Raw genomic sequence first — 22,165 nt, 5'->3', positions numbered from 1 at the left:
GACGGCGGGTGTCTTCGGGTGGACGGGGTTCAGTCTCGCCCGGTCGCCGACGCCCTGGCAAGGGTCACGATGCCCGCGTGTCGGTATCGATCACCCGGCCCGCGGGTCAGTCCCGGCGGGCCGCCGTCTCCCGCTCCTGGATGCCGAGGCGGCTGTGGCGGCGCGAGTAGAGGAAGTACACGACGACGCCGATCGCGAGCCAGACGAGGAACCGGATCCACGTCTCGAGCGTGAGGTTCAGCATCAGGTACAGGCAGATCACGGCCGACAGAATCGGCACCACCGGCACCCACGGCACCTTGAAGGCGCGGGGCAGGTCGGGCCGCGTGCGGCGCAGCACGATCACGCCGATCGAGACCAGGACGAACGCGGCGAGCGTGCCGATGTTGACGAGCTCGGCGAGCGTCGACAGCGGCACGAACGCCGCGAGGAGCGCGATGATCACGCCGGCGATGAGGGTGATCCGGTACGGCGTGCGGAAGCGCGGGTGCGTCTTGGCGAGGCTCTTCGGCAGCAGGCCGTCGCGCGCCATCGCGAAGGCGACGCGGGTCTGGCCCATGAACAGGATCATCGCCACGACGATGAGGCCGATGCACGCGCCGATAAGGTGTACACGCTTCCGGCGACGGGCACGGTCGAGGCGAACTCGGCGTAGCAGAGGGCGGCGAGGGCGCATGCGACGCCGGCGATCAGGAACGACAGGGCGATGGCCGGGCCGGCGTTCGTCGCCGCGGCGTGGCCGGTGAGCACGAAGATGCCCGCGCCGACGCAGACGCCGACGCCGAACAGGATGAGGTCGAAGACCCCGAGGTCTTCTTCAGCTCGTGCTCGGGCTCGGCCGTGTCGGCGATGCTCTGCTCGATGGACTTCGTGCGGAACAGGCTCACTTCTCTCCTCGTCTCGCGGTCGCTTCTTGTCTCGCTGTCGCTTCTTGTCTCGCTGTCGCTTGTGGTCGTGGTGTCACTTCTGGGCGCGCGGTCACTTCTCGTCGCGCCAGCTGTGCGCCGGCTCGTATCCCAGCAGGCGCCGCGCCTTGTCGATCGACAGCAGCGTCGTGTTCTCGCCGACCTCGCCGGTGACGGGGACGTCGGGGAAGACCTCGGCGAGCAGCTCGGCGTTCGGGCGCGTTGTCACGGTGTCCGCCGCCGCGATGATGAAGCGGTCGAATCCGGCCGGCGCGGTCTCCAGGGCGCGCGCGACGGCCTGGGCGCCGTCGCGGGCGTCGATGTAGCCCCACAGGTTCCACTTCCGATCGCGCGGATCGGCGTCGTACGGGAACGCGGCGTAGTCCTCCGGCCACATCACGTTCGAGAACCGCAGCGCGGTGATCGACAGGGTGGGGTTCCAGCGCACGAGCTCGATCGCGAGCTGCTCCTCGAGGTGCTTCACCAGCGAGTACACCGACTCGGGGCGCGCGGGATACTCCTCGTCGACCGGCACATAGGGCGGCGGCACATCGAACGGCAGGCCGAGGACGGTCTCGCTCGAGGCGTAGACGATCCGGTCGATCCCGATTCGCGTCGCGGCCCAGAACACGTTGAACGTGGTGGCGATGTTGTTGTGGAACGTGGCCACGTCGGGCGCCAGGCCCGGGGCGGGGATCGCCGCGAGGTGCACAAGCGCGTCGAACCCGTCGTGCGTGTCGCCGACCGCGGTCAGCGCGTCGACGACCTGTCCGTAGTCGGTCAGATCCACCTGCACGAAGTCGCGGTCGCGCGCGCCGACGCGGTCGAACCCGACCACCCGGTGTCCCGCGGCGCGCAGCTCGCGCGCGACGACCGATCCGAGCTTCCCCGATGACCCCGTGACAGCGATGCGCATGCGTTTCACCCTGCCACGAGGCGGCGGTCCGCGCTCAGCGCTTGACGCCGCCGACGAAGTACGCGAGCGGGCCGATCCAGTTGATCAGGATGATCGGGATCCACGCGGGCTTGGTCATCCTGACCTGCGTCGCGGGGCGCGCCCACAGGTCGGAGAACGCCGCCAGGGCAAGGCCGATCTGGACGAGGCCGACGAGCGCGAGGGCGACCTTGGCGAGGGGTGAGACGTTCCGCCGTGCGGTGCTGGTCTTGGTGGTCATGCCGCCATTGTGCTCCGCACGCCCCGGGCGTGTCTGGGGGCTTGACCCGCGCGGGTCAGCGGGCGCCCGGACCGTGCGGGGCGTGGTACTCCGACTCGCCGCGCTTCCAGTAGCCCTTCACGACCACGCGGTCGGCCGACAGGCCCCAGCGGTCGACGAGCAGCGCCCGTCCCGCCCGGACGATTCCCTGCTCGGCCGCGACGAAGCCGAACACGTCGCCCGCCGGGCGGTCGTCGGCGGTGATCGCCTCGAGCCGGGCAGCGAGCGCCGATCCCGCGGGAGCGTCGCCGCGGTGGACGAATTCGACCGGTGCCGAGGTCTCGATCTGCACCTCGTGGTCGGCGTCCGCGACCTCGATCAGGATCGTGGCGGGGGCGCCATCCGGGATCAGTGCCGCGTAACGACGGATCTGCGGGATCGCCGTCTCGTCGCCCGCGAGCAGCCAGCCATCCGGCGTGCCGCTGATGCGCATCGAGCCGCGCGGTCCGCCGACCCCGATCGCCGAGCCGAGGGGAGCGGACGCCGCCCACACGCCGGCCGCGCCTTCGTCGCCGTGGACCGCGAACTCGAGGTCGAGCCAGCCCGTGTCGCCGTCGACGCCCCAGTACAGGGGAGTGAACTCCCGGCTCGGCTGGGCGCGCATCTCCTCGACCGTGGTCGGTGCGGGCGCGGCGGGGTCCGGAAGGAAGATCCGGATGTGGTCGTCGTGTCCGGTCGATCCGAAGCCCACGAGGTCGGCGCCCTCCACGCGGACGCGGACGTAGCCGGGAGTGATCCACTCTCGGGCGGTCAGGGTGCAGAACCGGAAGCGAAGCTCCAGAGGTTCCCGCTCGAGCGTGAAGGTCGTCGGGGTCGAAGTCGCATCCGTCATGAGAGTTAGGCTAACCTTTCCACGCCGGGCTTAGGGTTGCCTTACCTGAACCTGAATGTGTGCCCCGGCCGATCCCCACACCCGAAAGACCGCGGCTGATACCGCGCTCTGGATAGGAGCATGTCCATGTCTGCACTCCGATCGACGCCCCCGGGCCCGCTCGTCGTCCGGCCCCTCGCCGGCCTGGCGCTGCTCGCCGCTTCGGCCCTCACGCTCGCGGCGTGCGCCTCGCCCGCGGCCGAGGCCGAGACGGCCGCCGAGCAGCCCGCGGCCGAGCCCACCACGGTGGAGGTGGAGGACAACAACGGCGTGCAGACGATCGACCTTCCGCTCGACTCCGTCGTCGCGACCGACAACCGCACGTTCGAGACGCTCGCCGACTGGGGCGTCGAGCTCAGTGCCGCGGCGGTCGCTCTCATGCCGTCGACCATCCCGTACGCGACCGACGACTCGATCATCGACCTCGGCAACCACCGCGAGCCCGACCTCGAGGCGGTCGTCGCCGTCGAGCCCGACCTGATCATCAACGGCCAGCGCTTCGCGCAGTACCACAACGACTTCGCCTCGCTCGCGCCCGACGCCACCGTGCTCGAGCTCGACCCGCGCGACGGCGAGCCGCTCGACGCCGAGCTCGCCCGCCAGGTCACCGCGCTGGGTGAGATCTTCGGCAAGCAGGACGAGGCGGAGCAGCTTGTCGCCGACCTCCAGGCCGCGATCGACCGCGCCAAGGCGGCGTACGACGACAGCGAGACCGTCATGGCCGTGAACACCTCGGGCGGCGAGGTCGGCTACATCGCGCCGGGCGTCGGCCGCACGCTCGGCCCCGTGTTCGATCTGCTGGGCCTGACGCCCGCGCTCGAGGTCGAGGGCGCAACGGACGATCACCAGGGCGACGACATCTCGGTCGAGGCGATCGCGGACTCGAACCCCGACTGGATCCTCGTGATGGACCGCGACGCCGCCGTCGCGGCGGACGACCCGGCGTACGAGCCGGCCTCCGACATCCTCGAGAACTCGGAGGCGCTCAAGAGCGTGACGGCGATCCAGGAGGAGCACGTGATCTACATGCCCGCCGACACCTACACGAACGAGGGAATCCAGACGTACACGGAGTTCTTCAACGAGCTCGCCGACGCGTTCGAGGGCGCCGAGTGACCTCGGTGTCCTGAGCCGCGGGCGGCGGGGCCGGCATGGCCCTGCCGCCCGCATCCGCACGTGTCCCGACCCGGCGATCCGGAGCCTTCCCCATGACGACCACCACCTCCGCCCCTCGGGTGCGCTCGCGCCCCGCGGGACGGCTCTTCGACCCGACGCTGCTGATCGGCGTCGCGGTCGTCGCCGCGCTGCTCGTGCTGTCGCTGTTCACCGGCGTGTACGACGTCGTGGGTGCCGACGACGGCTCGGAGATGTTCGCGATCACGCGCATCCCGCGCACGGTCGCGCTCGTGCTCGCCGGCGCCGCCATGGCGATGTGCGGGCTCGTGATGCAGCTGCTCACGCAGAACCGCTTCGTCGAGCCCACCACCACAGGCACGACCGAGTGGGCGGGGCTCGGGCTGCTGACCGTGATGATCATCGCGCCGCAGGCGGGCATCGTGCCCCGCATGACCGGCGCGATCGTCGCGGCGTTCGTCGGCACAATGGTGTTCTTCCTGTTCCTGCGGCGCGTGTCGCTGCGCTCGTCGCTCATCGTGCCGATTGTCGGCATCATGCTCGGCGCGGTCGTGGGATCCGTGTCGACCTTCATCGCGCTGCAGACCGACACGCTGCAGAACCTCGGCGTGTGGTTCGCGGGCAGCTTCACGTCGGTGCTGCGCGGCCAGTACGAGGCGCTGTGGATCGTGCTGCTGGTTGTGATCGCGGTGTTCATCGCGGCCGACCGGTTCACGGTCGCGGGCCTGGGCGAGGAGATCTCGACAAACGTCGGCCTGAACTACAACCGGATCGTGCTGATCGGCACCGCGCTGATCGCGATCGCCACCGGTGTGGTCACGGTCGTCGTCGGCAGCCTGCCGTTCCTGGGGCTGATCGTGCCGAACATCGTGTCGATGCTCCGCGGCGACGACCTCCGCAGCAACCTGCCGTGGGTGTGCCTGCTCGGCATCGGCGTCGTCACGGTGTGCGACCTGATCGGGCGGATCATCATAATGCCGTTCGAGGTGCCGGTGTCGCTGATCCTCGGCGTGGTCGGCGCGGTCGTGTTCATCGCCCTGCTTCTGCGGCAGCGTCGCCGTGGCTGACGTCGCCATCGCCGCCCCCGCACGCGAGCGCCGCTCGGGATCGCTGCCCACCGCCCGCGCCCGCCGCCGGTACACGATCGTGCTTGGCGCGCTGATCGTGCTCGCGGCCGCATTCGGCTTCGGCCTGCTCGCGTGGGGCAACCCGATGCCCGTCGGCTCGGACGGCTTCTGGCGCATCGCCGAGCTGCGCGGCACAGCCGTGACCACGATGGCCGTCGTGGCGGTCTGCCAGGCGATCGCGACCGTGAGCTTCCAGACCGCGACGAACAACCGCATCATCACGCCGTCGATCATGGGCTTCGAGTCGCTCTACGTGGCCGTGCAGACCTCGGCCGTGTACTTCCTCGGCGCCGCGGGCGTCGTGGCGATCCAGGGGCTCGGGCAGTTCGTGCTGCAGGTCGCGCTGATGGTCGGGTTGTCGCTCGCGCTGTACGGCTGGCTGCTGTCGGGCCGCTACGCGAACCTGCCGATCATGCTGCTGATCGGCATCGTGATCGGCGGCGGGCTCGGATCCGTGTCGACGTTCATGCAGCGGCTGCTCACGCCGAGCGAGTTCGATGTGCTGTCGGCGCGCCTGTTCGGATCGGTCTCGAACGCCGATCCCGCGTACTTCCCGGTGGCGATCCCGCTGTGCGTCGTGGCGGCCGCGCTGCTGTGGGCGCGGGCCGACCGGCTGAACGTGCTGGCCCTGGGGCGCGAGGCGGCGATCGGCGTGGGCCTGAACCACCGCTTCGAGACGATGAGCGTGCTGTTCCTCGTCTCGATCCTGATGGCGGTGTCGACCTCGCTCGTGGGGCCGATGACCTTCCTCGGCTTCCTCGTCGCGACACTGTCGTACCAGCTCGCCGACACGTTCGACCACCGTCTGATCTTCCCCGTCGCGGCGCTCACGGGCTTCGTCGTGCTGTCGGGCGCGTACTTCGTGATGAAGAACGTGTTCTACGCGCAGGGCGTCGTCTCGATCATCATCGAGCTGGTCGGCGGCACCCTGTTCCTCATCGTCATCCTCCGGAAGGGCCGTCTGTGATCTCCCTCAGCCAGGTGCGCAAGGACTACAGCAGCGAGGTCGCGATCGGCCCCGTCGACCTGCAGATCCCGGCGGGCGGCATCACCGCCCTCGTCGGGCCGAACGGCGCCGGCAAGTCGACCCTGCTGACGATGATCGGGCGCCTGCTCGGGATCGACTCCGGCACGATCGAGATCGCCGGCTACGACGTCGCCACGACCGCGTCGAAGGATCTCGCGCGGATCGTGTCGATCCTGCGTCAGGAGAACCACTTCATCACGCGGCTGACCGTGCGCCAGCTCGTCGGCTTCGGGCGGTTCCCGTACTCCAAGGGACGGCTGACGGTGGCCGACGAGGAGATCGTGAGCCGCGCGATCGACTTCCTCGACCTCGGCGACCTGGAGGGGCGGTACCTGGATCAGCTGTCGGGCGGGCAGCGGCAGCGGGCGTACGTGGCGATGGTGCTGGCGCAGGACACGGAGTTCGTGCTGCTGGACGAGCCGCTCAACAACCTCGACATGCGCCACTCCGTGCAGATGATGAAGCACCTGCATCGTGCCGCGGCGGAGCTCGGCCGCACGATCGTGATCGTGCTGCACGACATCAACTTCGCCGGGCACTATGCCGACCGGATCTGCGCCGTCAAGGACGGGCGGGTCGTCGAGTTCGGCACGCCCGACGAGATCTTCACCGACGACGTGCTGACGCGCGTGTTCGAGACGCCCGTGCGGGTGATCGAGGGCCCGGCCGGCCCGCTCGCCGTCTACTACTGACGCGGCGGCTACAGCCGGGATCCGTCGTCGTACTCGTCGCGGCCCGGGTTGTCGCCCTTGCGCGCCTCGAAGGCGAGGAAGAGGCCGAGGGAGACGAGCAGGCCGATCAGCAGCCCGAGCCACACGTTCTGCAGGTACACGGCGCCGAGGATCGCGCCGACGACGAGCACCGCGACGCTGCGCAGGATGAGCCACATGCGTCTCAGGCTAGGCGCTCGCGCTCGGCGCGACGCTCGAGCCCGTCGAGCAGCAGGTCGAGGCCGAACTCGAACTCCGACTGATCGTCGCACCAGCCGAGGGTCGAGCCGGGGTCGTCGTGCGCGATGTGCGCGAGCATCTCGACGAGGTTCGGTGCCTCGGCGGCCATCTGCGTGAGCAGCTCGGGCGAGGCGTCCTCGTCGGCCGACCCGGCCGGATCGAACAGCTCCTGCGTGAAGCCGAAGGCGCGGCTGCCGAGCGCGTGCATCGCGTGATGGACGAGGTCGTGCGACATCCCGCCGCTGCGCATCAGCCCGACGAGCGCGTCGGTGTAGCGCACGATGTGGGGGCCGACGCTCGTACGGCTCTCGAAGACGCCCGGCGCCCACGGGTGGCGCAGCATCACCTCGCGCGCTGTCAGGATCCGCTGGCGTAGGTTGTGCTTCCAGCCGCCGGTCGCCTCGAGCGCGGCGACGGCATCCTGCATCTCCGCCGCGACCGCGTCGGCGAGGCCGTCGAGCAGGGCCTCCTTGTTCGCGACGTGGTGATACAGCGACATCGCCTCGACGCCGAGCTCGGCCGCGAGGCCGCGCATGGTCAGGCCACCGATGCCCTCGCGGTCGGCGAGGGCGACGGCGGTCTGCAGGATCCGGTCGCGGCTGAGGGCCGCGCGGACGGTCGTATCGGTCATGGTGCTCAGATTCTAGGCCGCGCCCCTTGTCTCCCTTACGTTGTATGGATACCTTACGCAGTAAGGCTGTTCGCGGAAGGGAGCGGATCATGTTGGCGTGGATTCTCGGGATCGGGGGCGCGGTCGTCGCGCTCGTCGTCCTGCTGCCGGCGGGGCTCGTCCTGTCGATGCGGCTCAAGTGGCAGCCGGGGCTGCGGTTCGTGCGCCGCCTCGGGCGTGACCACTTCAACCGGGCTGTGCTGCGCACGGCGGGCGGTCCCGGAGAGTCGACGCACGTGATCCGGCATCGCGGGCGGCGATCCGGGACCGCCTTCCGCACGCCCATCGGGCTCAGCCCCACGGGCGACGGGTGGTTCGTGATGCTGCCGTACGGGCGCACCCCCGACTGGCTGAAGAACGTGCTCGCGGCGGGCGAGGTCGAGGTCGAGGTGGACGGCGGCGTGCACGCCGTGACGAATCCGCGGGTCGTCTCGCGCGCGCACGTCGCGCCCCTGCTGTCGCGCGCGGAGCGGACCGTCGCCGCCGTGTTCGGCGTCGACGACTTCCTGCTGCTGCGGCGCGCTCCCGTGCAGGCGCGGCGATGAGGGCGCTGCAGCGCGAGAGGTACGGCGGGCCCGAGGTGCTCGCCGTGCGCGAGGTCGCGACGCCGCGGCCGGGCCCGGGGCAGGCGCTTGTGCGCTTGCGGGCGAGCTCGCTCAACACCGCCGACCTCGACCTGCTGTACGGCCGACCGCGCGTCGCCCGCATCGGGTACGGGCTCCGGCGTGGACAGTCGGGCGGAATGGGGCTGGATCTCGCGGGGGAGGTCGTGGAGGTCGGCGAGGGCGTGACCGGGCTCCGCCCGGGAGATCGGGTGTGGGCGGATCTGTTCGACCAGGGGCACGCGGCCCTCGCCGAGTACGTGTGCGTCTCGGCGGTCGCCCTGCACCCGATCCCGGACGGGGTCTCGTTCGCCGATGCCGCGACGGTGCCGCACTCGGGCCTGCTCGCGTTGCAGGGGCTGAAGCCGGCGGGGCCGATCGGCCCGGGGGAGCGTGTGCTGATCAACGGCGCGGGCGGATGCGTCGGTCCGCTCGCGATCCAGCTGGCGAAGGCGCGGGGCGCGCACGTCACGGGAGTGGATGAGTCCGCGAAGTTCGACCTGATGCGGACGGCGGGCGGGGACGAGGTCGTCGACTACGCGGCCGTCGACATCACGCGCTGGGGCCGCCGCTTCGACGTGGTGCTCGACATCGCCGATACGCGCGGCCCGCTCGCGATGCGGCGGTGCCTCGCGCCGGGTGGGCGGTACTCGCTGATCGCGCGGCGGCTCGGCTCGTTCGCGTCGTACGTGCTGTTCGCGCCGCTCGTCGGCCGCCTCACGGGAACGCGGATGGGCACGATGTTCTGGAAGCCGAATCCGGCCGAGCACCTCGCGGAGTTCGGCGCCCTGCTCGCGTCCGGCGCCGTTCGGCCGATCGTCGACAGCACCTGGTCGCTGGAGAATGCGGTGGCGGCGTTCGAGCATCTCGACGCGGGCCGCGCCCGCGGAAAGGTGCTGGTTGTGCCTTAACGGGCGCGGTGGTCCTCGGGGTGAAGGCGCGGGGCACGGCGCGGCTCGCTCACCCCGGACGCGAGGATGTACCGGATCGCGCGCTGCCGTTGCCCCGCCCACGGCGCGAGCAGCTCGAGCATTCCGTCGTCCTCGACGCGGCTGCCCGTGAGGGCGTAGCCCACCTGGTGCGCGAGGTGGAAGTCGCCGACGCTCACGGCGTCCGGGTCGCCGAACGCGCGGATCCGGGTCTCGGCGGCCGTCCACGGGCCGATGCCGGGCAGGGACGTCAGGATGGCCTCGCGCCGGTCGGCCGGGCACGTCTCGACCGCGCGGACGAGGGAGTCGCCGCGGCGGGCGGCCTCGACGATCGTGCGGCTCTGGGGCGGCTCGAGGCCCGTGCGGTGCCACGCCCATGAGGGGATGCGCCGCCAGCCGTCGATCGTCGGGGGAGCGAACATCGGCTTCGGCGTCGGGCCGGGGACGCGCTCGCCGAACCACGTGACGAGCCGGCGCCAGGCGGCGAAGGCCTGGATCGCCGTGACCTTCTGCTCGGTGATCGACTGCACGAGGGCGTCGAAGAGCAGGTCGCCGCGGCCGAGGCGGAGGCCGGGGTGACGGTGGTGGGAGTCGGCGATCAGCGGATGCAGCGAGGGGTCGAAGCCCTCGTCGTCGTCCTCCGCGCCGCACAGCGCGGGGGCCTGCGCGATCGCCCATTCGCGTCCCGGTCCCCAGGCGGCGGCCCGGACGGATCCGTCGCCCATCTGCCGCAGCGCGAGGCTCGCGACTCCCTGCGGCGTGCGCACGGCCCGCCAGATCACGCCGGCCCGCCACGCCTGGGCGGGGTCGCCCGGCCCGCGCTGGAACACCGCGACCGTTGAATACAGGTCGAGGGGGCGCGCCGGCCGGTACACCGTCTCGAGCCGTGGGCCCGGGTCGGGCCGCGGGTCGCGCTCGCGCACGGCGATGCGCGACTCGAGCGCGGCGGACGGGATCACACGCTCACGCTACGTCGTGCCCCTGACAATCAGAACCGGTCCGGCGAGGGGGCACCCGAGCCGTAGCGCACCGAGACATCCGCGTGGCGGTCGAAGCGGTAGCCGACGCCGCGGACGGTGCGGACGATGTCCTGGAACGCGCCGAGCTTCGAGCGCAGGCGGCGGACGTGCACGTCGATCGTGCGCTCGCCGGGGGCGTCGGCGTCGTTCGCGTCCCAGAGCGAGGAGACGAGCTCGCCGCGCTCGATGGTGCGGCCCTCGCGCAGCACGAGGTACTGCAGCAGCTCGAACTCCTTGAAGGTGAGGCCGGCCGACTCGCCGTCGATCACGACGCGCTTGCGCGAGATGTCCACGACGACGCCGCGGGCGGCCTCGGCCTGCTCGTCCGACTCGGTCTTGGTGCGGGCGACGGCGCCGGGCTCGTGCAGGGCGAGGCGCACGACGTCGACATCGCGGCCCCCGGCGTGCTGCGGGGCGAGGGCGACGGCGGCGTAGGTCTCGGCGCTCGGGGCGAGCTCGGCGAGCGTGCGGCGCAGGGCGTCGACGAGCACCGGCAGGCTGACGCCGTCGGCGGCGGCCTTCAGCTCGTCGAGGCCCACGTAGAGGGCGAATCCGCGGGGCGTGGCGGCGGGCTTCGCAGCCGGAGCGGGGGCGGCCGGGGCGGCGGTTGCGGGCGCTGCGGCGCGCTGCTCGGCGACCGGCGGCAGCGGGCGGAGGTGGCGGACCGGGGCGGTGGGGCGGTCGAGGAGAGCGGGGGCGTTCGTCATGATGATGATGTCCTTGCGGGATGCACCTGTGCGGTGCGGGTGTGTGTCTGTGCGACCGATCGCACTCAGATGGCGATCGGAGGGTGAGGATCCGGTGATCCGGATTCTCGGCTGCGCGTCCGCATCAGATGCAGGCGAGCCGTGTGCGCTGGTGAGAGGTCAGCGGCACATTCGACAGCACATGCCAACGCGCCCGGGCATCATCATCCCGGTGGTCCCGTTCGCCTCCAGGGCGGACAGAAGCGTGGCGTTGGCAGACATGGGGCAATTGTGTCCGGGCGTGTCGCACCGTGTCAAACCGTTTCAGCGATCGGTGCGTCCTATGACGCAATGTGACATCCGGGGTTCCCGGTCTGCCAGCAATGTGAGCGGAGCGGCTCAGCCGGTCGGTTCGTCGGCGGTCGCCGCGAGGTCGCGCAGGAACCGGATGATGACCTCACGCTGCTCGCCCGTGAGCCGTGCGGCGACGTCGAAGCGGCGCGCGTGGCTGCGGCCGATGCTGTCGCGCGCCGCGCGGCGCGTCTCGTCCAGGACCTCGACGATCACGCTGCGCCGGTCGGACGGATGGGGGAGGCGCCGGATATGCCCCGCCGCCGCGAGGCGGTCGAGCAGCTTCGTCGTGGAGGCGGTCGAGATCCCGAGGTGCGCGGCGATGCTTCCCGGGGTGACAAGCGTGCCGTTCTGCTGGCCGACGATGATGAAGCGCAGCGCGCGCATGTCGGTGTCGCCGAGCTTCATGTAGCGGCGCGAGGCCTCGCTCATCCGCTCGTCCGCCTCGCGCCAGAGGCGCAGCGCCTGCAGCAGCTCGACGACCTGGTCGATGTCGGCGGCGGAGATCCCCTCGAGCGACACCACTTCCTGCCTGGGGTCGAGGACGCGAGGATCGAACAGCGACGGATCGTCGCTTCCCCGCACCTCGGTCTCTCCCACACCCGCATGATATTCCCCTTGGCAGTATGTAGTTTCGGATGTATCTAGCTAGGCTAGGAACATGACTGATCGCTCGGGCTCGCATCTCACCCGCCGCGACCTGCGCGGGCCTCGCGTTCCGCTCTGGCTGCGCGTGCTGCTGCCGTCGGCGCTGATCCTTGTGTGGCTGGTCGGTGCGGCCATCGGAGGCCCCTACTTCGGGCGCGTCGACGAGGTGTCGTCGAACGACCGCACCGCGTATCTTCCGGCCACGGCGGAGGCGACCGAGGTGCAGGAGCGGCTCTCGGGATTCACAGAGGGCGACGCGATCCCGGCGGTCGTTGTGTTCTCCTCGGACGGCGAACTCGCGCCCGACGAGCTCGAGGGGATCGCCGACCGGCTCGCCGAGGCGGCCGACCTGGATGTCGTCGCGGGGGAGGCGTCGCCGCCCATCCCGTCGGAGGACGGCCGCGCGGTGCAGGCTTTCGTGCCGCTCGACAGCGGCGCGGATCTCGGGGAGGCGACGACGGAGCTGCGCGAGGTCGTCGCGGAGGGGCTTCCCTCCGGCGTGGACGTCCACATCACGGGACCCGCGGGGTTCACGAGCGATCTCGTCGGAGCGTTCGCCGGCATCGACGGGCTGCTGCTCGGCGTCGCGCTCGCCGCGGTGCTCGTGATCCTCGTGCTCGTCTACCGCTCGCTGCTGCTGCCGATCGCGGTGCTCGCCACGAGCATGTTCGCGCTGTGCGTGGCGCTGCTGACGATCTGGTGGCTCGCGAAGGCGGACATCCTGCTGCTCAGCGGACAGACGCAGGGGATCCTGTTCATCCTGGTGATCGGCGCGGCGACCGACTACGCGCTGCTCTACGTCGCCCGCTATCGCGACGAACTCGTGCGCACGCCGCAGCGGTGGACCGCGACCGTCCGGGCGCTGAAGGGATCGGTCGAGCCGATCGTCGCGTCGGGCGGCACGGTGATCGCGGGGCTGCTGTGCCTGCTGCTGAGCGACCTGCGTTCGAACAGCTCGCTCGGACCGGTCGCCGCGATCGGCATCGTGTTCTCGGTGCTGTCGGCGCTGACGCTGCTGCCGTCGATCCTGTTCGTGCTGGGGCGTGCCGCGTTCTGGCCGCGGCGGCCGAGGTTCGACGCCGAGGCGGGCGATGCCGGCGAGGGATCGGGCGGCCTGTGGGCGAAGCTCGCCCGCCTGATCGCGCGTCGGCCGCGGGCGATCTGGATCGCGACCGCCGCGGTGCTCGCCCTCGGCTGCGTCGGCGTGACCCAGCTGCAGGCGTCGGGGGTGCCGCAGTCGGAGCTGGTGCTCGGGGCGTCCGAGGCGCGCGAGGGGCAGGAGGTGCTCGGCGAGCACTTCCCGGCCGGGTCGGGAAGCCCCGCGTCGGTCGTCGTGCCCGAGGAGCGCCTGCAGGATGCGGCGGACGTGCTGCTCGCCCACGACGGCGTGGCCGAGGTCTCGGTGGCCGTCGATCGCGAGGGGATGACCGCGCCCGTGACCGCGGAGGGCATCGGCGCCTTCGGTCCTCCCGGGACGCCCGCGCCCGAGCCGGTGGTCTCGGACGGTGACGTGCTGCTGCAGGCGACGCTGGCGGATGCGGCTGACTCGCTCGCGGCGGAGCAGACAGTGCGCGAGCTTCGCACAGCGTTCGCCGCGGAGGTGCCCGGCGCGCTCGTCGGAGGAAGCACCGCGACCGATCTCGACACGAACGACGCGTCCATCCGGGATCGGAACCTCATCGTGCCGCTCGTTCTCGGCGTGATCCTCGTGATCCTGATGCTCCTTCTGCGATCGGTGCTGGCGCCGATCCTGCTGACCCTGACGACCGTGCTGTCGTTCGGGACCGCGATGGGGGTCGCCGCGCTCGTGTTCGAGCACGTCCTCGGGTTCCCGGGGGCGGATCCCGCCGTGCCGCTGTACGGGTTCGTCTTCCTCGTCGCGCTTGGCATCGACTACAACATCTTCCTGATGTCGCGGGTGCGCGAGGAGTCGCTGACTCACGGGACGCGGGAGGGCATCCTGCGCGGGCTGCGGCTGACGGGCGGGATCATCACGTCGGCGGGCCTCGTGCTCGCGGCGACGTTCACGGCGCTCGCGGTGATCCCGGTGCTGTTCCTCGTGCAGATCGCGTTCATCGTGGCGTTCGGCGTGCTGCTCGACACGTTCATCGTCCGGTCGCTGCTCGTCCCCGCGCTCGCGACGGACGTCGGGCGGGCGATCTGGTGGCCGTCGAAGCTCTCGCGGGAAGAGCGCTGGCCGGATCAACATCCGACGAACTCGGGCGCCGGCCACATGCCGTCGACGATGAAGCCGTCGCTGTCCGGATCGTTCACGAGCCGCACCTCCTGGGCGAGGATGCTGCCGCCCGCGGGGATCGGCGCGGGCTCTCCCGACTCGTAGACCAGGTCCATCGCGGCGAGGTCGCGGCAGACGAAGGCGAGCACGTGCGAGGGCGGGGCCGCCAGATGGACGATCAGGTCGTCGAGGCGATCGGCGGCCCGGACCTGCAGGCCCTTCGCGCGGATCGCCGCCAGGTCCTCCTCGGCCTGCGCGATCACGTCCTCCGAGGCGATCGCGCGCAGCTGCTCGAGCGCACCGGGCTCATCCATGTAGAAGGCGCGGAGCGACTCGAGGTAGTGCTCGAAGGTGGCCTTCGCGACGATCCCTTCCATGGGGTCGATGGCAGCCATCCGCTTTCGGATGTCCTCCGGATCTTCGAGGGCGGTCTGAGGCGGTCCGGAGGCGGCGAGGGGCGCCGGCGCGGGAGTCGACGCGGCGCGTTCGGCCCCGGGGCTCGCCGCGCAGCCGGAGCTCGCGGCCACGATGATCGCGGTGATCAGGATGAGGAGGGGACGCAGGTTCGCCATGCGATCGACGCTAGGGAGGGGGTCCTCGGCCAGCGGCGTTGTCCACAGCGAATCGCCAGCGCGGATGAGTCTTGGGGCCTGTGGACGGACGTAACCTCGGGGCGTGACTGAGTTGACCTTCACCAATGACCGGGCCGAGTCGCGCTACGAGCTGCATCGCGGCGACGAGCTGGTGAGCGTGCTCGACTACCGCGACAACGGCCGGACCGTCGCGCTCACGCGCGCCTTCACCAACCCGGCCCACCGCGGCCACGGGTATGCCGCCGTCATCACCGACCGCGCCGTGGCCGAGATCGAGGCCGCGGGCGACCGTTCCGTGCTGCCCGTGTGCTGGTACGTCGCCGACTGGTTCGCCGCCCACCCCGAGCGCGCCTCCGTCCTGGAGGGCGCGGCCGCGCGCTGAGGCCCACGGCCCGCCGGCTCGACGCGGGCTTATCGCGCGTCCGCGTGGCCCGCGCACGCCTGTAGCCGCCCCGGGAAAGGGACGGTGCAGGCGCCGGATGATGTCTAGCGTTGCCGGGCGAGCGGCCTGGATCGCCGCCTGGCTCGGCGCCGGGTGAGTGCGGTGGGGGCTTTGCGGTAGATGCCGCGCGGGTCGATCCACGGTGGTGCCTTGATCTCCGGCACGCCGAGGTTCATCCGGATGCCCCATCCCGAGGTCTCGATCGTGTGGTGGTGCCACCAGCAGAGCAGCACTCCGTTGTCGGTGTGGGTCGGGCCGCCGGAGGCGTGCTCTTCGACGTGATGCACCTCGCACCAGGCCGCCGGGACCGTGCAGCCGGGGATGACGCAGCCGCCGTCGCGGGCGGCGATCGCCTTGCGCTGGTGGTGGTTGAAGAGCCGCTCCTTGGTGCCGAGCCGGACGATGCGTCCGTTCCGATCGAAGACGACCTTCTGCACGGCGCCGGTGCAGGCGATCCGGTGCGCGACGGTGGCGGGCACGGGAACGTCCACGCCCTCGATGGCCGCCGTGCCGTTGGGGGCGGTGAGGTCTTCGAGGGCGACGTGGACGAGCAATGTCGGGGCCGCGCCGCCGAGGGTGGGGGTCTGTTCGCTGCGGGTGGCGGCGTCGAGGGCCGCCTGCAGGATGTCGTGCCGCTTCTGTGCGGGTGTGCGGAGGTCGGCGATGACCTCGTCCCCAGTCCACGGCTCATCCGGGCCCTTGTCGCCGGGAAGGGGCCCGAAGCGGACGGCGGGGTTTGCGTGCGCATCCCAGAGGCGCTGCAGCACTCCGATGAGCTCCGGGGTGGCGTACCCGTCGACCCGGTGCACCCCGTCCTTGAGCACGCCGACGGTGATGCCGCGGCGAGCGGCGGCCCGCTCGGGGTCGGGAGGTGTGCCGTCCTGGTCGAGCAGGATGCCCCAGGTCTGCACGTTCACCTTGAGCTCGGCGAACGTGCACGGCAGGGCTCCGGTCTCGGACCCGGTGGCGAGGTCGACCAGCGCCTGTTCGGCGAGTGCCGCCATCTCGGGATCGGCGCGATGCTCGACGCCGGCGAGCATGTCGGAGATCTGGGAGGCGGCCTGAGTGCCGACGCGTCCCTCGTCGATCGCGGTCGCCAACTCCGGAAGCAGTGGCGGGAGGCTCTCGCCCGTGAGGGAGAGGCGAGACGAGGTGCGCTTGTCGAGTCGCACACGGCGGAGCACCTCGCCCGTCGGCGCCTGCGTGACGCGCTCGATCAGCTCCGTGCCATTGCGGCAGCCGCGCTGCGCGGCCAGGTTCTGATCGCCCGGGCGGAGAGAGCGCTTCGCCACTTCGCCCGCCGCACGGACCCGAAGTGCGTCGAGGGTGCGGCCGCATTCCTCCACCACACGGGCGAAGTCGACGGCATCCGCGTCGGAGAGGCCGCTGATCCTGCCGAGCTGATCGCGCAGGTCCCAGCATGCGAGCCCGACTCGACTGACCGCGTCGAGCGGATCTCCGAAGTCGGGTACCTCATCCATGGCCTCAGTATAGTAGATACGTACGACATTGGGAAGAGATCAGGCGGAGAAGATTCGAAGAACCGGACGGCGACCCGCTGCTTGGCCACCGGCCGGTAGCCTGGCGCGCATGCGCATCCTGATCATCGGCGGCACCGGCAACATCAGCTCTCACGTGACGGCCTTGGCGGTGGAGCACGGGCATGAGGTCACGCTGCTGAACCGCGGCAACCGCGACCTGCCCGACGGCGTGCGGGGTCTCGTCGGCGACGCGGGCGATCCCGACTCGATCCAGAGCGCGATCGGCGATGAGACGTTCGACGTGGTGGCCAACTTCCGCAGCTTCTCGCCGCAGCAGGTGACCGACGACATCCGGATCTTCAGCGGTCGGACGGCGCAGTACCTGTACATCTCGAGCGCGTCGGCGTATCAGAAGCCGATCGCGCAGCTGCCGCTCGTCGAGTCGACGCCGCTGCGCAACCCGTTCTGGCAGTACTCGCGCGACAAGATCGCCAGCGAGGATCTGCTGGTGGCCGCGTATCGCGAGAGCGGCTTCCCGATGACGATCGTGCGCCCGAGTCACACGTATGGCGAGTCGCTGATCCCGATCGAGGGGGCGTGGACGACGCTGCAGCGGATCCTCGACGGGCGTCCGATCGTGGTGCACGGCGACGGGACGAGCTGGTGGACGCTGACCCACTCCCGCGACTTCGCCCGCGCATTCGTCGGCCTGTTCGGCAACCCGCACGCGATCGGCCAGGCGGTGCACATCACGAGCGACGAGAGCCTCACGTGGGACGAGATCGCGCGTCAGCTCGGGCGCGCGCTGGGCCGCGAGCCCGAGATCGTTCACGTCGCTTCCGAGGCGATCGCGCGGGAGATCCCTGCGATGGGCCCGGGCCTCGTCGGTGACAAGGCGCACTCGGTGCTGTTCGACAACACGCGGATCAAGCAGCTCGTGCCCGGATGGGTCGCGACCACGCCGTTCTCGGAGGGCGCGCGCGAGATCGTCGCCTGGTACCTGGCGGATGCGTCGCGGCAGCAGGTGGATCCGGAGCTGGATGCCGCCTTCGACCGGCTGATCGAGAAGCACGGCTGACATCCCGGGGCACCGTCAGGAGCAGCCGGCGCCCGACGGGTTCTCGAGGCAGTCCTGGTCGACCAGGGCTGTGTGGACCTCGACGATCCGGATGTCGCGGGCCGCTGCCGGCCCGGAGATGACGCCCTCGACGGTGCGAGTACCCCACACGCCGAAGTCGACCACCGCGGTGTAGAGCGGGGTGACCGTCAGCGTGTACGTGCCCTTCTCTGCGTACGAATGGCTGGTGTCGGTCGGGCTGAACTCGGCCTGCCCGATTGTCGCCCAGGATGCTCCGCCGTGGACGGTCTCGGTGACGGTCTCGTCGCCCCAGTCCTGCCGGAATCCCGCTGGCGTGAAGGTCACAGACACCGGGAACCCGAACAGCTCGCCGGCGAGCGTCTGCGCGCTGGAGGTGGCGATGGTGTTGAGCGGCATGTTCTTCGCGCCGATGCCGTCGGGCTCGGTGGCGATCGAGGGAGCCGCCGGGACGAAGCTCGCGATGTCGGTGATCGTCACGACCTCAGGAGGTGTCGCGACCTCGACCGGCGCAGGCTCGGCTTCGACGGGCTCGGGGACGTCGGTCGCGCAGTCGGCGCCGACGACGTTCTCCGAGTCGTCGAGGCAGACGATGGGGCCGTCTGTTTGGTCGGGCGGCGGGGTGTAGGTGTCGGGCGCCGGGGGAGCCCAGTTGCCTATGGGGCCGAAGCCGATGGGTTGGCCGCCGCCGATACCGGTACCGATCGGGGGTGGCGGGGTGTAGTTGCCCCCCGCGACGACATCGTTTGCAGTACCGCTGGGCGGCGCGACCCAAAAGTCAAAATCACCGCCTTCGCCCGCGTCCGCCGACCCAGCGAGCAGCAGTACCGAGGCCAGGGCGAGGCCTACGAAGCGCATTCCGGATCCTCTATGCGTTCCGAATGCGCCAGCGCGAGGAAGGTTGGCGTCGGCGACTCTTCCATCGTGATGCGGGCTGCCTGACGATCCGGGCGCTCATCGGAGACAACCGAATTGCCGGCCACATCCAGCACTTCGACGTCCGAGACGTCGACGCAGACCGTCACAACAACGCTTTGCGTCTCAGGATCGAAGGACTCGGTCGTGAATCGGGAGTACCGAGTCTCCCCCGAAACGGTCCATCCAGCCGCATGCATCTGGCTCAGGGTCTCGCGTTGGTGGGCGTTATAGTCACCGACGGTCAGATCGAAGACGCCCTGGAAGGATTCCGGGTCGTCGAGTTGGACTGCGTTAGTGGCTTGGTTGTACGCCCGATACGTCTCCTCGGCCGCCGCAAACGCCTCATCCTCGCTCGCAAATCCGGTCGCCGCGGGTGAAGGCGAGCCCGACGGATCCGGTGCGGGCGCTCCCGTGCAGCCGGTCAGCCCCACCACGAGGAGGGCGACAAGTCCGAGGGAGGCACGACGCGACACCATGCCCCCAAGGTAGGGCGCAACGGCGATCGGATGCATGAGTTATCCCCAGGGCAGGGGCGCCGCCGTAGGCTCTTTGGATGAGGTTGTGGTCGCTGCATCCATCGCTGCTCGACCGGCAGGGGCTCACGGCGGCGTGGCGCGAGGCGCTGCTTGCGCAGGCCGTCCTGCTGGGGCGCACGCGCGGCTACACGCGGCATCCGCAGCTCGAGAGGTTCCGCGCCCAGCCGGATCCCGCCGCGACGATCGGCACGTACCTCGCGGTCATCGCCGAGGAGGCCGGCCGCCGTGGCTACCGCTTCGATTCCGCGCGCATCGTGACATCCGGTGACGAGGCGATCCGGCCGATCCCGGTCACGTCGGGACAGGTGGACTTCGAGTGGCAACACCTGCTGCGCAAGCTCGCCGCGCGGTCGCCCGACGTGCACGAGCGCGTGGCGGGCGGTGGGCCGGTCCTGCACCCGCTGTTCGAGGTGATCCCGGGCGGGATCGAGCCGTGGGAGCGCGCCGGTTAGAGCTCGGCGAGCCACTCCAGGATCAGGCGGGCGGCGGGTTCCGGGTTCTTGATCATGGTCTCGTGGCCGCTTCCCGGCACCTCGCGCAGGCGGGCGCGGGGGATCGCCGCGGCGACGAACTCGCACCAGTCGCGGGGTGAGACGGTGTCGGCCTCGCCGCGCAGCACGAGCGTGTCGGCGGAGATGCGCGGATAGATGATCTCGGGCCTGTGGACGAGCATCGCGCGCATCTTGCGGCGCAGGTTCGGGCCGGCGCGCAGGTACTCGCGGGCGCCGGTGATCAGCACCTTGGGGCTCTCATCGGCGAGGTCCTTCGCGAGCTTGCGCAGCTGCACGAGCGCGCGGCGCTGGCCGATCTGCACCGTCGGCCCGATCATCACGAGCCGTGAATGGAGATCCTGATGTCGCGCCGCGACCTCGGCGATCACCTGCGTGCCCATCGAATGCCCGATCAGGATCGGATCCTGGATGCGCTCGGCGCGGACGAACGCCGCGACGATGTCGGCGAGGCGCTCGATGGTGGGGGTGCGGGCGGGCTCGGGGGAGTCGCCGAATCCGGGCAGGTCGAGGGCGATGACGCGGCCGTGCTCGACGAGCAGGTCGGCAAGGCCCGTGAAGACCGTGCGGCCCATTCCGATGCCGTGGACGAGGACGAAGGTCGTGCTGCCGCGGCCGCGGGCTTCCCAGATCAGCGTCGCGCCGTCGTGCGTGAACGCGGACGCGGGGTGGACGGGCGGCTCGGGCGGCATGGATAGACCGTACCGGCGGGGCCAGACTGTGCCTGTGAGCTCGTTCAAAGATCGGTACCTTCGCTGGCTCAACCGCACGCTGAACCCGCTGACGCTGCGCGCGGCTCGCAGCGGCCGAGGTCCGTTCTCGCTCGTGGAGCACGTGGGGCGCAAATCGGGCCGGACGTTCGAGGCGCCGCTGATCCTGGCGCAGGTTCCGGATGGCTTCGTCGCCGAGCTCACCTATGGCGACCGGGTGAACTGGTACCGGAACCTGGTCGCCGGCGGTGGGCGGGTGTTCCATCGCGGGGAGTGGTACCGGGTGGTCGCGGTGGAGCCGTACGGCGTGGAGGAAGGGCTGCGCGCTTTCGGGGCGCCGGCTTCGTGGGTGCTGCGGGTGCTGCGGCGGCGGGAGTTTCGGCTGTTGCGGGTTGAGTCGGTGGACTAACCGAAGTACGGCGTGAGCATCGGCAGCATGCTCGGAAGGCCGAAGCCGATCATCGACGCCAGGATGGCCGTGCCCCAGACAATTCGCACGAGCTTCGCGCCCTTCACCTCACGCTGGAGCGCGGCGAACCGTTCTGCGTCTGAAGGGTCGTAGGGCGTTGCCGCACCCCAGCGGGCTGCATCAGTGATTGCGCCCCGCAGTGACTCGAGGGCTACCGGATCCAGCACAGAGGGCTGGCGCAGTAGCCATCTCACGAGTCGGGAAGACTTCATCACGGCGACGTCATCGGGCTGCTCGCGGATGGTGATCTCGCGGGCGCCGACGATCGCCAGGACTGGCGTGACAGGAATGGTGCCGAGATTCGCGAGGATCTGCCGCACGCGCTTCGCCTCGAAACGCGAGTGGCGCAGGTGATCGGTCTTCTGCCCGTTGACCAGGATGCGGCGGCTACCGACCCAGACTTTCGCGTCCTCGTGGAACTTGCTGTTGATGGTGAAGACTCCCGCTGGACCGACGACTACGTGGTCGATATCGGCGCCACGCGTGCCGACCGGCACTGCGTGAAGAACTATCCATTCGGGACCGAGGGAACTGAGATGTCGCGCTACTTCAAGCTCGCCGAGCGCGCCGAGGTACCACGGGCGCGAATCCGCGGAAAGGGGGCTGAGACCGAGGCTGCGAGCGATGAGCGAGCGCGGTTTGGTGCGCCCCTGAGCGCGTAAGCATTCGGCGATCACCGCAGCCGCAGGCTCTGTAGCACGCGCAGCCGGCTCGAGGGTCCGTGCATCCTGCATGTGGTGGGTCCTCACGCGGATTCGGCGGTCAGCACCGAGAACCCGCGTTCGGCTCGCATCGCGAGCGAGACACCGGTCTGGCGGACGAGGGACGTCAGACTTCCCGTAGGAGGGCCAGGCAGCAGAATCATCGGCTTCGCATCGATTCCGTGCTTGCGTGCGACATGTGCGTAGTCGAGGGACTGGCCGAGCGCCGTGCGCACATCCCGGCGTGACGTGGATCGCTTCGCCTCCACAACCCAGCGACGGTCCTATAGTTCGTCAAGCCCGGAGTAGGTCGGTTCTGAGGGCGTGGAAGACTTCGCGGG

At 70.5% G+C, this 22,165-nt stretch carries 26 protein-coding genes; 11 read left to right on the top strand and 15 right to left on the bottom strand.

Annotated features, from left to right (window positions below):
* Positions 1-106: 106 nt before the first annotated feature.
* The 5 genes from ABD161_RS15975 to ABD161_RS07770 all read right to left on the bottom strand — a co-directional run bounded on the left by ABD161_RS15975 (position 107) and on the right by ABD161_RS07770 (position 2,951).
* Positions 107-571 carry an amino acid permease gene (locus ABD161_RS15975; protein WP_425560833.1) on the bottom strand — a complete coding sequence of 155 codons (465 nt, stop codon included), beginning with the start codon at positions 569-571 and terminating at the stop codon, positions 107-109.
* Entirely contained in the window at positions 568-750 is a 183-nt protein-coding gene (locus ABD161_RS15970; protein WP_425560832.1) for a hypothetical protein, read from the bottom strand. The genes ABD161_RS15975 and ABD161_RS15970 overlap by 4 nt, the downstream gene beginning before the upstream one ends.
* Before the next feature lie 228 nt (positions 751-978).
* Positions 979-1,821 carry an NAD-dependent epimerase/dehydratase family protein gene (locus ABD161_RS07780; protein ID WP_344001270.1) on the bottom strand — a complete coding sequence of 281 codons (843 nt, stop codon included), beginning with the start codon at positions 1,819-1,821 and terminating at the stop codon, positions 979-981.
* A 34-nt stretch (positions 1,822-1,855) separates the two neighbouring features.
* Positions 1,856-2,080, bottom strand: coding sequence for a PLDc N-terminal domain-containing protein (locus ABD161_RS07775; protein WP_135114847.1), 225 nt, complete (start codon positions 2,078-2,080; stop codon positions 1,856-1,858).
* A gap of 55 nt (positions 2,081-2,135) precedes the next feature.
* The gene (locus tag ABD161_RS07770) at positions 2,136-2,951 is read right to left on the bottom strand and encodes a siderophore-interacting protein (protein ID WP_135114848.1); all 816 of its coding nucleotides are present in this window, start codon (positions 2,949-2,951) and stop codon (positions 2,136-2,138) included.
* A gap of 126 nt (positions 2,952-3,077) precedes the next feature.
* Between ABD161_RS07770 and ABD161_RS07765 the strand changes: the two genes are divergently transcribed.
* The 4 genes from ABD161_RS07765 (at position 3,078) to ABD161_RS07750 (ending at position 6,970) form a co-directional block, all read left to right on the top strand.
* The gene (locus tag ABD161_RS07765; protein WP_344001267.1) at positions 3,078-4,106 is read left to right on the top strand and encodes a siderophore ABC transporter substrate-binding protein; all 1,029 of its coding nucleotides are present in this window, start codon (positions 3,078-3,080) and stop codon (positions 4,104-4,106) included.
* Between the two features lie 92 nt (positions 4,107-4,198).
* Positions 4,199-5,191, top strand: coding sequence for an ABC transporter permease (locus ABD161_RS07760; protein WP_344001265.1), 993 nt, complete (start codon positions 4,199-4,201; stop codon positions 5,189-5,191).
* A complete protein-coding gene (locus ABD161_RS07755) occupies positions 5,184-6,218 on the top strand; it encodes an iron chelate uptake ABC transporter family permease subunit (RefSeq protein ID WP_344001263.1) in 1,035 nt (344 codons plus the stop codon). The genes ABD161_RS07760 and ABD161_RS07755 overlap by 8 nt, the downstream gene beginning before the upstream one ends.
* Positions 6,215-6,970 (top strand): iron ABC transporter ATP-binding protein, encoded by a 756-nt coding sequence (locus ABD161_RS07750; RefSeq protein WP_344001261.1) that lies wholly within the window; start codon positions 6,215-6,217, stop codon positions 6,968-6,970. Before ABD161_RS07755 ends, ABD161_RS07750 begins: the two co-directional genes overlap by 4 nt.
* A gap of 8 nt (positions 6,971-6,978) precedes the next feature.
* On the opposite strand, the gene ABD161_RS07745 is transcribed toward ABD161_RS07750, so the two are convergent.
* Both ABD161_RS07745 and ABD161_RS07740 read right to left on the bottom strand, forming a co-directional pair.
* On the bottom strand, positions 6,979-7,167 hold the full coding sequence (locus ABD161_RS07745) for a hypothetical protein (protein WP_135114853.1): 189 nt from the start codon (positions 7,165-7,167) through the stop codon (positions 6,979-6,981).
* 5 nt (positions 7,168-7,172) lie between these two features.
* Positions 7,173-7,859 carry a TetR/AcrR family transcriptional regulator gene (locus ABD161_RS07740; protein WP_344001259.1) on the bottom strand — a complete coding sequence of 229 codons (687 nt, stop codon included), beginning with the start codon at positions 7,857-7,859 and terminating at the stop codon, positions 7,173-7,175.
* A gap of 89 nt (positions 7,860-7,948) precedes the next feature.
* On the opposite strand from ABD161_RS07740, the gene ABD161_RS07735 reads away from it, so the two are divergent.
* Both ABD161_RS07735 and ABD161_RS07730 read left to right on the top strand, forming a co-directional pair.
* On the top strand, positions 7,949-8,443 hold the full coding sequence (locus ABD161_RS07735) for a nitroreductase family deazaflavin-dependent oxidoreductase (RefSeq protein ID WP_344001257.1): 495 nt from the start codon (positions 7,949-7,951) through the stop codon (positions 8,441-8,443).
* Positions 8,440-9,411 carry an NAD(P)-dependent alcohol dehydrogenase gene (locus ABD161_RS07730; protein WP_344001255.1) on the top strand — a complete coding sequence of 324 codons (972 nt, stop codon included), beginning with the start codon at positions 8,440-8,442 and terminating at the stop codon, positions 9,409-9,411. The genes ABD161_RS07735 and ABD161_RS07730 overlap by 4 nt, the downstream gene beginning before the upstream one ends.
* On the opposite strand, the gene ABD161_RS07725 is transcribed toward ABD161_RS07730, so the two are convergent.
* From ABD161_RS07725 to ABD161_RS07715, 3 genes are all read right to left on the bottom strand, one after another.
* Positions 9,408-10,388 (bottom strand): DNA-3-methyladenine glycosylase family protein, encoded by a 981-nt coding sequence (locus ABD161_RS07725; RefSeq protein ID WP_344001253.1) that lies wholly within the window; start codon positions 10,386-10,388, stop codon positions 9,408-9,410. The two genes, ABD161_RS07730 and ABD161_RS07725, sit on opposite strands and share 4 nt — an antisense overlap.
* A 29-nt stretch (positions 10,389-10,417) precedes the next feature.
* Entirely contained in the window at positions 10,418-11,155 is a 738-nt protein-coding gene (locus tag ABD161_RS07720) for a winged helix-turn-helix domain-containing protein (protein WP_344001251.1), read from the bottom strand.
* 378 nt (positions 11,156-11,533) lie between these two features.
* Positions 11,534-12,085 (bottom strand): MarR family winged helix-turn-helix transcriptional regulator, encoded by a 552-nt coding sequence (locus tag ABD161_RS07715; protein ID WP_344001249.1) that lies wholly within the window; start codon positions 12,083-12,085, stop codon positions 11,534-11,536.
* A gap of 61 nt (positions 12,086-12,146) precedes the next feature.
* Here ABD161_RS07715 and ABD161_RS07710 point away from each other — a divergent pair, with 61 nt between their 5' ends.
* On the top strand, positions 12,147-14,474 hold the full coding sequence (locus ABD161_RS07710; protein ID WP_344001247.1) for an MMPL family transporter: 2,328 nt from the start codon (positions 12,147-12,149) through the stop codon (positions 14,472-14,474).
* Between the two features lie 570 nt (positions 14,475-15,044).
* Positions 15,045-15,344 carry a GNAT family N-acetyltransferase gene (locus tag ABD161_RS07705; RefSeq protein WP_344001245.1) on the top strand — a complete coding sequence of 100 codons (300 nt, stop codon included), beginning with the start codon at positions 15,045-15,047 and terminating at the stop codon, positions 15,342-15,344.
* 104 nt (positions 15,345-15,448) lie between these two features.
* Here ABD161_RS07705 and ABD161_RS07700 read toward each other — a convergent pair whose 3' ends face one another.
* Entirely contained in the window at positions 15,449-16,885 is a 1,437-nt protein-coding gene (locus ABD161_RS07700; RefSeq protein WP_344001243.1) for an HNH endonuclease signature motif containing protein, read from the bottom strand.
* 109 nt (positions 16,886-16,994) lie between these two features.
* On the opposite strand from ABD161_RS07700, the gene ABD161_RS07695 reads away from it, so the two are divergent.
* On the top strand, positions 16,995-17,963 hold the full coding sequence (locus ABD161_RS07695; RefSeq protein ID WP_344001241.1) for an SDR family oxidoreductase: 969 nt from the start codon (positions 16,995-16,997) through the stop codon (positions 17,961-17,963).
* A gap of 15 nt (positions 17,964-17,978) precedes the next feature.
* Here ABD161_RS07695 and ABD161_RS07690 read toward each other — a convergent pair whose 3' ends face one another.
* The gene (locus ABD161_RS07690; RefSeq protein ID WP_344001239.1) at positions 17,979-18,839 is read right to left on the bottom strand and encodes a hypothetical protein; all 861 of its coding nucleotides are present in this window, start codon (positions 18,837-18,839) and stop codon (positions 17,979-17,981) included.
* Positions 18,827-19,411, bottom strand: coding sequence for a hypothetical protein (locus ABD161_RS07685; RefSeq protein ID WP_344001237.1), 585 nt, complete (start codon positions 19,409-19,411; stop codon positions 18,827-18,829). Before ABD161_RS07685 ends, ABD161_RS07690 begins: the two co-directional genes overlap by 13 nt.
* Positions 19,412-19,452: 41 nt before the next feature.
* On the opposite strand from ABD161_RS07685, the gene ABD161_RS07680 reads away from it, so the two are divergent.
* Positions 19,453-19,887 (top strand): pyrimidine dimer DNA glycosylase/endonuclease V, encoded by a 435-nt coding sequence (locus ABD161_RS07680; RefSeq protein ID WP_344001235.1) that lies wholly within the window; start codon positions 19,453-19,455, stop codon positions 19,885-19,887.
* Here ABD161_RS07680 and ABD161_RS07675 read toward each other — a convergent pair.
* Entirely contained in the window at positions 19,884-20,636 is a 753-nt protein-coding gene (locus ABD161_RS07675) for an alpha/beta fold hydrolase (RefSeq protein ID WP_344001233.1), read from the bottom strand. The two genes, ABD161_RS07680 and ABD161_RS07675, sit on opposite strands and share 4 nt — an antisense overlap.
* 34 nt (positions 20,637-20,670) lie before the next feature.
* On the opposite strand from ABD161_RS07675, the gene ABD161_RS07670 reads away from it, so the two are divergent.
* Positions 20,671-21,063: a PNPOx family protein gene (locus tag ABD161_RS07670; protein ID WP_344001231.1), complete on the top strand. Its 393-nt coding sequence runs from the start codon at positions 20,671-20,673 to the stop codon at positions 21,061-21,063.
* Here the strand turns inward: ABD161_RS07670 and ABD161_RS07665 are convergent.
* Positions 21,060-21,857: a nuclease-related domain-containing protein gene (locus tag ABD161_RS07665; RefSeq protein ID WP_344001229.1), complete on the bottom strand. Its 798-nt coding sequence runs from the start codon at positions 21,855-21,857 to the stop codon at positions 21,060-21,062. The genes ABD161_RS07670 and ABD161_RS07665 overlap by 4 nt on opposite strands.
* Positions 21,858-22,165: the final 308 nt, after the last annotated feature.

It is taken from the genome of Microbacterium paludicola (genome assembly GCF_039529675.1).
Classification (GTDB): Bacteria; Actinomycetota; Actinomycetes; order Actinomycetales; family Microbacteriaceae; genus Microbacterium; species Microbacterium paludicola.
Note: the sequence above shows the minus strand (reverse complement) of the source record. Positions and strands in the feature narration are given on the sequence as shown.